At 51.7% G+C, this 9,145-nt stretch carries 10 protein-coding genes; 6 read left to right on the top strand and 4 right to left on the bottom strand.

The genetic code is table 11. From position 1 onward, the window contains the following. Positions 1-339: 339 nt before the first annotated feature. The 3 genes from rpsT to mutM form a co-directional block, all read right to left on the bottom strand. The gene (gene rpsT / locus ABXT40_RS11785) at positions 340-606 is read right to left on the bottom strand and encodes a 30S ribosomal protein S20 (protein WP_443645795.1); all 267 of its coding nucleotides are present in this window, start codon (positions 604-606) and stop codon (positions 340-342) included. A gap of 156 nt (positions 607-762) precedes the next feature. Continuing rightward, positions 763-1,164: a hypothetical protein gene (locus tag ABXT40_RS11780; protein WP_443645794.1), complete on the bottom strand. Its 402-nt coding sequence runs from the start codon at positions 1,162-1,164 to the stop codon at positions 763-765. A 55-nt stretch (positions 1,165-1,219) separates the two neighbouring features. Then, complete coding sequence (gene mutM / locus ABXT40_RS11775) at positions 1,220-2,059, bottom strand: bifunctional DNA-formamidopyrimidine glycosylase/DNA-(apurinic or apyrimidinic site) lyase (RefSeq protein WP_443645793.1); 840 nt, start codon at positions 2,057-2,059, stop codon at positions 1,220-1,222. A 148-nt stretch (positions 2,060-2,207) separates the two neighbouring features. Here mutM and ubiE point away from each other — a divergent pair, with 148 nt between their 5' ends. From ubiE to ABXT40_RS11750, 5 genes are all read left to right on the top strand, one after another. Next, positions 2,208-3,011, top strand: coding sequence for a bifunctional demethylmenaquinone methyltransferase/2-methoxy-6-polyprenyl-1,4-benzoquinol methylase UbiE (ubiE, locus tag ABXT40_RS11770; RefSeq protein ID WP_443645792.1), 804 nt, complete (start codon positions 2,208-2,210; stop codon positions 3,009-3,011). Between the two features lie 20 nt (positions 3,012-3,031). Further along, positions 3,032-4,531: a 2-polyprenylphenol 6-hydroxylase gene (gene ubiB, locus ABXT40_RS11765; RefSeq protein WP_443645791.1), complete on the top strand. Its 1,500-nt coding sequence runs from the start codon at positions 3,032-3,034 to the stop codon at positions 4,529-4,531. Positions 4,532-4,614: 83 nt separating this feature from the next. After that, positions 4,615-6,099 carry a bifunctional phosphopantothenoylcysteine decarboxylase/phosphopantothenate--cysteine ligase CoaBC gene (gene coaBC / locus ABXT40_RS11760; RefSeq protein WP_443645790.1) on the top strand — a complete coding sequence of 495 codons (1,485 nt, stop codon included), beginning with the start codon at positions 4,615-4,617 and terminating at the stop codon, positions 6,097-6,099. After that, the gene (gene dut / locus ABXT40_RS11755) at positions 6,096-6,545 is read left to right on the top strand and encodes a dUTP diphosphatase (protein WP_443645789.1); all 450 of its coding nucleotides are present in this window, start codon (positions 6,096-6,098) and stop codon (positions 6,543-6,545) included. The genes coaBC and dut overlap by 4 nt, the downstream gene beginning before the upstream one ends. 6 nt (positions 6,546-6,551) lie before the next feature. Then, positions 6,552-7,331 carry a HesA/MoeB/ThiF family protein gene (locus ABXT40_RS11750; RefSeq protein WP_443645788.1) on the top strand — a complete coding sequence of 260 codons (780 nt, stop codon included), beginning with the start codon at positions 6,552-6,554 and terminating at the stop codon, positions 7,329-7,331. Between the two features lie 68 nt (positions 7,332-7,399). Here the strand turns inward: ABXT40_RS11750 and ABXT40_RS11745 are convergent, their stop codons facing one another. Beyond that, positions 7,400-8,386 (bottom strand): 2-hydroxyacid dehydrogenase, encoded by a 987-nt coding sequence (locus tag ABXT40_RS11745; RefSeq protein ID WP_443645787.1) that lies wholly within the window; start codon positions 8,384-8,386, stop codon positions 7,400-7,402. A gap of 164 nt (positions 8,387-8,550) precedes the next feature. On the opposite strand from ABXT40_RS11745, the gene ABXT40_RS11740 reads away from it, so the two are divergent. Then, positions 8,551-9,120 (top strand): SH3 domain-containing protein, encoded by a 570-nt coding sequence (locus ABXT40_RS11740; protein WP_443645786.1) that lies wholly within the window; start codon positions 8,551-8,553, stop codon positions 9,118-9,120. Positions 9,121-9,145 lie beyond the last annotated feature (25 nt).

Raw genomic sequence — 9,145 nt, 5'->3', positions numbered from 1 at the left:
GTAACGATTTTTCTGCCCTTGTTGCAAGAGACCAAAGCCCGTTAAAAGCAAAATAAACTTGCCAAATGGGCGGTTATTTTTATTGACACAAATCTTGCGCGAAAACCGTCAATTCATCGAAAAATTGAACACAATCAATTGCCGAATCGCAAATAGATGATCTTGTATGCGAAACCCTGTCGCTAACTGCTGTTGATCTGCTGCGCACGCCACCCCCCCAGATCACGGCATGACTCGAATATTAAGTCTCAAAAACCGGCAAAAAAAGCCCGCCCCCTTAGTTTGCGGGGCGGGCTTTTGAATCATGTAATGCGAATCGCTGGTTCGGCGATTGGCAGATTACGCTGCGAGGGCTTTGACGCGCGCCGCAAGGCGTGAAATTTTGCGTGAAACGGTGTTTTTATGAAGAATGCCGCGTGACACGCCGCGCTGCATTTCCGGCTGCGCCTGGCGAAGTGCTTCACGTGCCACACCCGCATCGCCTTCAGCGATTGCCGTTTCGACTTTTTTCACAAAAGTGCGGATCCGGCTCATACGAGCGCCATTGATTAAGGCGCGGTTGGCGTTGCGGATGATCCGCTTTTTAGAAGACTTGTGGTTTGCCATCAGGTTTCAACGTCCCTGTCATTCGATAAATACTTAACTGAGGCAGGTGTATAGGCTTTTTTTGCCATCATCGTCAAGCGCTTTTGACAACTTGCCGTGATGTGACTTTTTAACGCCAGCCCTAGCTTTAGCGCCCGATACAGTCTTTGGCAGTGCCTAGCGCGGTTGCAACATCAGCCGCCAAAGCGCGCCGCGTGCCGTTTGCACCTCGCCAATCACCAGCTTTTCCGCGTCGCGAACCCAATTTCCAGCACCACCCGTCCAGCCGAGCTGGGCCAAGGTCTGACCATAAAATGCCATGATCTCATCTTGATCTGCCGATGTTGACGCAAAAATCATAACGATGCGGCCATTCGGCGAATCAAACGCAAAGCCTAATTCAGGCTCGATTTTCCAGCCCTGCATGATCGGCACATCGCCTGCCCAACGATGCTGCTGCGTTTCGGCTCTGGCAGGCTGGCCAATCAGAAACTGGCCACCAATCAGCGTCAGCATCATCAAAGCAATAACGAAACCGCGGGTTAACGCTGATGCTTTTTTATGACTGAACAGATTCATGTGAATTTACCGCTGTTGTTTGGTTGCGTGCTAGCTATAAACCTAGCGGTGAAACCTAGCCTTGGCAACGAGAACAGTAAAAACTGGATCGGCCAGACTGGATCAGGGTTTTAATCGGTGTGGCACAAACTGGGCAAGGCTTACCGGCGCGGCCATAAACGGCAAGACGCTGGACGAAATAACCAATCTCACCGCCGGGTTGAACGTGATCGCGAAGCGATGTGCCACCGTCTTCAATCGCGGCTCGCAGAACCGTCACAATCGAATTGGCAAGCCGCGCGGCACGTTGACCGCGAATTGCGCCCGCCTTGCGCCGCGGTGAAATTCGCGCATAGAACAAAGCCTCACTCGCATAGATATTGCCAATCCCGGCCACCAGCTGCTGGTTTAACAGCGCGTTCTTGACCGAGCCGGTTCGGCCTTTGAAAACGGCTTGAAGATGCGCGCCAGAAAATTCATTACCAAGCGGTTCTGGCCCCATGCCAGCCAGTAATTTATGCTCAGCCATCACCGATTCGGCAAAAAGATCAATCCAGCCAAAACGGCGCGGGTCATTTAACACAACATAGGATACCCCGCCCTGATCATCTGCCGGTGCCATTTCCAGCATGAAATGATCATGTTTGCCAAGCGTTGGCTTGTCTTTATGGATGCGTATCGAGCCCGACATGCCAAGATGAAGCAGAAGCACCTCGCCATTATCAAGCATCATCATCACATATTTGCCACGACGTGCAAGACGGGTAAATTGGCGTCCGGTCAGGCGTTCAGCCAGATTTTCAGGCAAAGGCCAGCGCAAATCCTTGCGACCAACAAAGGCCGATAACACAGCTCGACCCTGCAAAGCAGGCATCAAAGCCAGCTTGACGGTTTCCACCTCAGGCAATTCAGGCATTAGGCGATCTCAGCTGCAAATGGCGATGAAATGGTAAAAACCGCATGCTGACAGACCAAAGCGTTAAATGAATTGGTGAAGATCATTTCGAAATTGGCTCCAGACTGATATAGATAGGCTTGCGTTTCGCAATATTAGGATTTCGATCATGACAGACCCTGCTTTTGACAAAGCGGATCAGCCCATATCACCCCCGCGCAATGCGGATCGTGATGACGATACCATAGATTTTGGCTTTCGCACCATTCAGCGTGCCGACAAAGCGCGCATGGTGCGCGGCGTGTTTGATTCGGTTGCTGATCGTTATGACATTATGAATGATGTGATGAGTGGTGGCATTCACCGGCTGTGGAAAGCGGCGATGATTGACTGGATGGCACCGCAACCGCATCAAAAGCTGATTGATCTTGCTGGCGGCACTGGCGATATTAGTTTGCGGTTTTTGCGCGGCGGCGGCGGCGAGGCCTGTATCAGTGACATCAATCACGCCATGCTTGAGGCAGGGCGTGGGCGGCGTGATTTGCAGCGTCTGGCGCATCGGCTTAGCTGGTGTGTTGCCAATGCCGAATCACTTCCATTTGATAATCATAGCGCTGATTTTGTGACCATTGCCTTTGGGTTGCGTAATGTCACTGACCGGCAGACCGCCTTGCATGAGGCTTATCGGATTCTCAAGCCGGGCGGACGGTTTTTATGTCTTGAATTTTCGCATGTGCAAAGCCGCCCTTTGGCAAAATTATATGACAGTTTTTCGTTCAATATTTTGCCGGTCATGGGACAGGTCATCGCTGGTGATGCAGATAGCTATCGCTATCTTGCCGAATCGATCCGCACCTTCCCAAGCAAGGAAATGCTTGCCGATATGTTTGCCGAAGCTGGTTTTGCGCAAATCCGGGTGCGCAGCCTGTCTGCGGGAATCGCCTGTATCCATTCTGGCTGGAAGCTTGATTAATGGCAAAGCGCAGCCTGTCCATGACTCGCGCGCTCATGCGGTTGCCGCATATTGCGTGGCATCTTGGGCGTGCAGGGGTTTTGGGGCATGTTGCCCAGATTACGCTTTTGCCAAGCTGGTTGCGGCATTGCTGCCAGCTTCTTGATAAGGCGGTAAGATCGAAAAGCGCGGTCAATGATGCTGGTGGTGCCTTATGTCAGGCTTTGGTCCGGCTCGGGCCAGGCTTTATCAAATTTGGTCAGGCTTTATCAACACGCGCCGATCTGATTGGCCCCGAGCTTGGCCAGTCACTGACCATGCTTCAAGACCGTTTACCTCCTTTTGCCGCGGCAAAGGCGCGCCAGATGGTCGCGCAACAGATTGGCCAACCCATCGACACATTATTCGGCCAGTTTGACGATTCGGCGGTTGCCGCCGCGTCGATTGCACAGGTGCATCGGGCCACGCTTTGCGACGGGCGTGAAGTGGCAGTGAAACTGCTTCGCCCCGATATTGAAAAACATATGCTGGCAGACACGGCACTTTTCTATTCATTGGCGCAAATTCTGCAATGGCTGGCACCCGGCCTTCGGCGCCTGCATCTGGTGACAGCGGTGAAGCAGTTCAAGCAGCTTTCAGAGATGGAGCTTGATCTGCGCCTCGAAGCGGCGGCAGCAGGACGGCTTGCTGATAATATGCGCGATGATGAGGGGATTTATGTGCCATGGGTGGATTTGGAAAACAGCACCAAAGGCATGTTGATCATTGAATGGATCGATGGCATCCGAATTGATGATCTCGACCGTCTGACCAAGGCTGGTCATGATATTGGAAAAATTACCGAATTTGCGGCGCGCAGCTTTTTCAATCAGGTGTTTCGCGACGGCTATTTCCATGCCGATATGCATCCTGGCAATATTTTCGTTCGCGCCGATGGCACGCTGGTGCCAATTGATTTTGGCATTATGGGCTATCTTGATTTCCAAGACCGTCTGTTTTTGGCGCGATTGCTCAGCGCAATGCTTGACCGCGATTATGATATGGTCGCCAAATTACATAAAGACGCTGGGATGCTTGGCGAGGGGGTTTCAGTTCATCAATTTTCACAATCGGTTCGCGCAGTTGCTGATCCGGTGATGGGCAAACCGCTTGGCGACGTCTCGCTTGGCGTTGTTCTGGGACAGATTTTCCAGCTGGCAACCCGCTTTGAAATCGAGGTGCAGCCACAATATAATCTTTTGCAGAAAACCATGATGATGGCCGAAGGGGTTGCCCGCCAGCTAAACCCCAAAGCCGACATGTGGCAATTAGCACGGCCAATGGCCGAATCATGGATGCAGCATGAGGCCGGAGTGAAAAAACGCGCCGAACAGCTTGTTGATGAGATAATGCAAATCATGGTACGCGTGCCAAAATTACTCAGCGCTTTCGAAGCCGCACAGCAAAGACCAATCGCGCCACCACCACAAACATGGCCCGGGCGGGTTGCTCTGCTTGCGCTTTTGCTTGCCATTGCAAGCTTTTTCACAAATATTCATTAAATTTTGCTATAAATGGAAATTATATGAATTTTTGTGATAATTTCATCATTATTTAATTATAAACAACGGAAGTGGTAATTTTTGTGAATTTATCGGCAATCATCACCGCATTGGGCGGCCGCCATGCTATCCAGCAGCTTTTGAATGTGGGGCCAAGCGCGATCAGCAATTATCTGACCCGTGGTCATTTACCTGAGCGTGCCAAACCCATTATCTATGCTGCGCTGACCAAGAAAGGTTATCAGATCCGCGCTGATGATCTTGAAATTCTGGCTTGCCCCCCTGCCACATCATCACAGCCACTGCATCATGACACCCATTCCGGCAAGCGAATTTTGCTGATCGTTGCTGGCGGGATCGCTGCCTATAAGGCCTTGGAAACCGCCCGCCAATTGCAACAGCTTGGCGCGCATGTCACCGGCGTGATGACCGATGGTGCCAAACAATTTATCACCCCTCTTAGCCTTGCCGCGCTGACTGGTGAGAAATGTTATGACAGTTTGTTTTCACTAACGGACGAAGCCGAAATGGGGCATATCAGGCTGGCGCGATCGGCCGATCTTGTTCTTGTCGTTCCGGCAACGGCCAATTTTATGGCGCGGGCAAATGCCGGCATTGCAGATGATCTGGCAACAACGATTCTTCTTGCAACCACGGCCAAGGTGGCAATGGCACCAGCGATGAATCCGGCAATGTGGGCGCATGCGGCAACCAAACATAATTTCGCCACCCTGCGCCAGCGCGGTGTTCATATGATTGGTCCGGTAAGCGGCGACACAGCCTGCGGCGAAGAGGGCGAAGGCCGGATGTGCGAACCGGCGGATATTGCCGCAGCCGCAATGCAGCTTATCACCCCGCAAAATATGACCAATGCCCAAGATATAACCAATGGCAGAAACCATAATAAAAGCCCGCTTGCTGGCAAACGAATCATTGTCACATCAGGCCCGACAATCGAGCCAATTGACAAGGTGCGCTTTATCGCCAACCGGTCATCGGGCAAGCAAGGCCATGCCATTGCCGCAACCCTTGCCAAGCGCGGCGCAGATGTGATTTTGATTAGCGGGCCAGTCAACGAACCAACGCCGGATCAAGTAACCATGGTTCAGGTCACAACTGCCAGTGAAATGCTGGCCGCTTGCAAAGCGGCCTTGCCTGCCGAAATCGCCATTTGCGCCGCCGCGGTTGCAGATTGGCGCGTACAGTCAATATCTGATCAGAAACTGAAAAAACCAGAAGACCCCGAAGCTGGCATGACCTTAGCGCTATGCCAGAACCCCGATATTCTGGCGCATATTTCATCCGCGTCAAACCGGCCAAAATTGGTCATTGGCTTTGCCGCGGAAACCAAAAATCTATTGCAAAATGCCACCAAAAAACGCCAGCGCAAAGGGTGCGACTGGATCATTGCCAATCAGGTTGGCGGTGATGCTGATCCAGTTTTTGGAAGCACCTTGAATCAAGCCATGCTGATCAGTGCAAATGGCGTTGACGAATGGCCGCAAATGCAAAAAGCTGATCTTGCCGAAAGACTAGCTGATCATATCGAAGCGGAAGTGACCAGATGAACCAACTTGTAGTTAAATTTCGGCGGCTAGCCCATGCTGATGATCTTGCCTTGCCATCATATGCGACAAGCGGGGCCGCCGGACTTGATCTTGCCGCCGCAATTGACCAGCCAATTTGTCTCAAGCCAAATATGCGTCAGGCCATTCCAACCGGATTTGCCATGGCATTACCAGCAGGTTATGAAGCGCAAATCCGGCCACGATCAGGTCTGGCATTAAAATATGGAATCACCGTTGCCAATGCCCCCGGGACGATTGATAGTGATTATCGGGGTGAAATTGCGGTGATTTTGGTCAATAATGGCACTGATGATTTTACCATCACCCACGGCATGCGGATTGCACAGATGGTGATTGCCGCTGTCACCATTATGACACCCGTCGAAGCCGATGATCTTGACGATACCGCGCGTGCCGCTGGTGGTTTTGGCTCAACAGGTTTGTGAGGAATTATGCTGAGTGATGATGATCTAGAACGCTATGCCCGTCAGGCGATCATGCCTGCAATTGGCGAGGAAGGTCAGGAACAATTATTGGCGGCGCGGGTGCTTGTTGTTGGTGCTGGCGGGCTTGGCGCGCCAGTGATCATGTATCTTGCCGCTGCTGGTATTGGCACGATTACCATTATTGATGATGATCATGTTTCGCGGACCGATTTAAACCGGCAAGTCATTTACAAAGACAGCGATGTTGGCCTGTTGAAATCTCGGCAAGCAGCGATGGCGGCAAGTGCAATCAATCCAGCAATCCATATCTCGCAGCTTGGCCAAAGGCTCCGCAGTGGCAATGTCGAACAATTATTAAAGGCCCATGATGTTGTTGTTGATTGCACCGATAATGCCAAGGCGCGCTATCTTCTCGGTGATACGGCGCATGCGGCAAGCAAGCCGCTTGTCTTTGGCGGGGCGGTGCGCATGGAAGGACAGGTCTCAGTCTTTCAGAGCAGCGTCAAAGGACATCTTGGCAGCCCGTGTTATCGATGCGTATTTCCGGCCATGCCCGATGCAAAACAGGCACCGGGCTGTTCCGAAGCGGGCATTCTTGGGCCTGTTGCCGGATTGGTTGGGACATTGCAGGCGCTTGAAACCATCAAGATTATTCTTGGCGAGCCACGCACCTTAACCGGACGGCTTTTGCTGATTGAAGCGGCGGGAAGCGATTTTATGGAAATTCAAACCGTTGCACGGACCGATTGCAGCTGTTGCGGCACATCATCCGGCGCTGCGGGTTAAAATCGGCGCAAAAACAAGTGACTCATAATTGGCAAGTCCAGCAGGGCAATGCCACAAGCCAGATATGGCTATAGCATGGCCTCAATCACCCGATCTGGCGGGGTATGACCATCCCAGAATGTCTGCACATTGATGATCACCTTGTCACCCATTTGCAAACGCCCTTCAATGGTCGCCGATCCAATATGGGGCAGTAAAACAACATTCGGCAATGCACGAAGCCCAGCCGGGATTTCCGGCTCACTGCTATAAACATCAAGTCCGGCACCCGCGATATGACGCCGCGCCAAAAGATCGGCAAGCGCAATCTCATCAACCACTTCGCCGCGTGATGTATTCACCAGATAGGCCGAGCGCTGCATCAGCGACAGTCTTTCACGCGATAATAGATGATTTGTCGCCGATGTATGTGGGCAATTTACCGACACAATATCAACACGTGCCAACATCTGTTCAAGCGATTCCCAATAGGTTGCCTCAAGTTCGGCTTCAGTCTCGGGGTGAACCGGTTTCCGGTTATGATAATGAACCGACAGGCCAAATCCACGCGCCCGCCGCGCAACCGCTTCACCAATCCGGCCCATACCAACAATGCCAAGCCGTTTTCCATTAATGCGATGACCAAGCATGCCTGTTGGCGACCAGCCCTGCCATTGGCCTGATCGTGCCAGCGCATCGCCTTCGGCAATCCGCCGCGGCACCGCGAGAATCAACGCCATTGTGACATCAGCCGTATCTTCGGTTAAAACGCCAGGGGTATTGGTAACGGTAATGCCGCGCGCCTTTGCCGCACCAAGATCGATATGATCAACGCCAGTTCCAAATGAGGCAATCAGACGAAGCTGGCTTCCTGCCTTGGCAATCAAATCAGCGTCAATTTTATCAGTAACGGTTGGCACGAGAACATCCGCTGTCTTTACCGCCATTTCCAGCTCGTCACGGCTCAACGCCTTGTCAATATCATTCAAAGTTGTGTCAAAAAGCTCACGCATCCGGGTTTCGATTGTCTCCGGAAGCTTGCGTGTCAAAATCACTTTTGGTTTGCTTTGACTCATTGATGGCTCTCTTAAATTGAAAACAAATACCGAACTCTGGCTGGCAATTAGCCTGAAAAAACCCTATGCTTGCGGCGCCGAGCAAAGAGTCTATTGAATTAATTCTTTAGCCCGCATCAATCTGCACCAAATACCGCCAAAACTCTACCAGAACAACGAGCAGCATGACAAAAAAATTTATTGTGATATTTCAAAAACCGCTGTTCATGGCGATAGTTTTTGGCCTTTTCTGGCTATTGCCAACGGTGATTTCGCCAATTGGCTTGCCATCCGGAAATGGCATGGCGTACGCACAAGAGGCCAAATTGACCGTTCGCGGCAGTGGCTTGCCCGTACCGCGCTATGTGACATTGAAATTTAACGAGGCTAATTTGCGGGCTGGCCCCGGGCGGGAATATCCGGTTTTATGGCAATATCGAAAAGCTGGTCTGCCGCTTCTGGTTGATGCTGAATTCGGCATCTGGCGCAAGGTGATTGACCATGATGGCACCGCAGGATGGATGCATGGATCGGTTCTGTCGCTTCGGCGCATGGCGCTGGTGCAAAAGAATATGGCGAAAATCCATGCTAACCCCGATGAAACATCAAATGTCATTGCCCTTGCCGAACGGTTGGCACTGATGGAATTGCAATCCTGTCCAAAAGCATGGTGCCGTGTGGCAAATAATGATGTTCGCGGCTGGATCAAACGGCAAGCCGTCTGGGGACTTCTCGAAACCGAAAGCCTCGATTAAGGTTTATATTTTTAATAGAAACGGC

Source organism: Candidatus Ponderosibacter sp. Uisw_141_02, from assembly GCF_048087665.1.
Lineage (GTDB): Bacteria > Pseudomonadota > Alphaproteobacteria > Puniceispirillales > Puniceispirillaceae > UBA3439.
This window is presented reverse-complemented; position numbering and strand designations above follow the sequence as displayed.

Excerpts from the sequence above, each read along its gene's own strand:
- rpsT (WP_443645795.1), bottom strand. The coding sequence starts at position 606 with ATGGCAAACCACAAGTCTTCTAAAAAGCGGATCATCCGCAACGCCAAC.
- ABXT40_RS11780 (WP_443645794.1), bottom strand. The coding sequence starts at position 1,164 with ATGAATCTGTTCAGTCATAAAAAAGCATCAGCGTTAACCCGCGGTTTC.
- mutM (WP_443645793.1), bottom strand. The coding sequence starts at position 2,059 with ATGCCTGAATTGCCTGAGGTGGAAACCGTCAAGCTGGCTTTGATGCCT.
- ubiE (WP_443645792.1), top strand. The coding sequence starts at position 2,208 with ATGACAGACCCTGCTTTTGACAAAGCGGATCAGCCCATATCACCCCCG.
- ubiB (WP_443645791.1), top strand. The coding sequence starts at position 3,032 with ATGACTCGCGCGCTCATGCGGTTGCCGCATATTGCGTGGCATCTTGGG.
- dut (WP_443645789.1), top strand. The coding sequence starts at position 6,096 with ATGAACCAACTTGTAGTTAAATTTCGGCGGCTAGCCCATGCTGATGAT.
- ABXT40_RS11750 (WP_443645788.1), top strand. The coding sequence starts at position 6,552 with ATGCTGAGTGATGATGATCTAGAACGCTATGCCCGTCAGGCGATCATG.
- ABXT40_RS11745 (WP_443645787.1), bottom strand. The coding sequence starts at position 8,386 with ATGAGTCAAAGCAAACCAAAAGTGATTTTGACACGCAAGCTTCCGGAG.
- ABXT40_RS11740 (WP_443645786.1), top strand. The coding sequence starts at position 8,551 with ATGACAAAAAAATTTATTGTGATATTTCAAAAACCGCTGTTCATGGCG.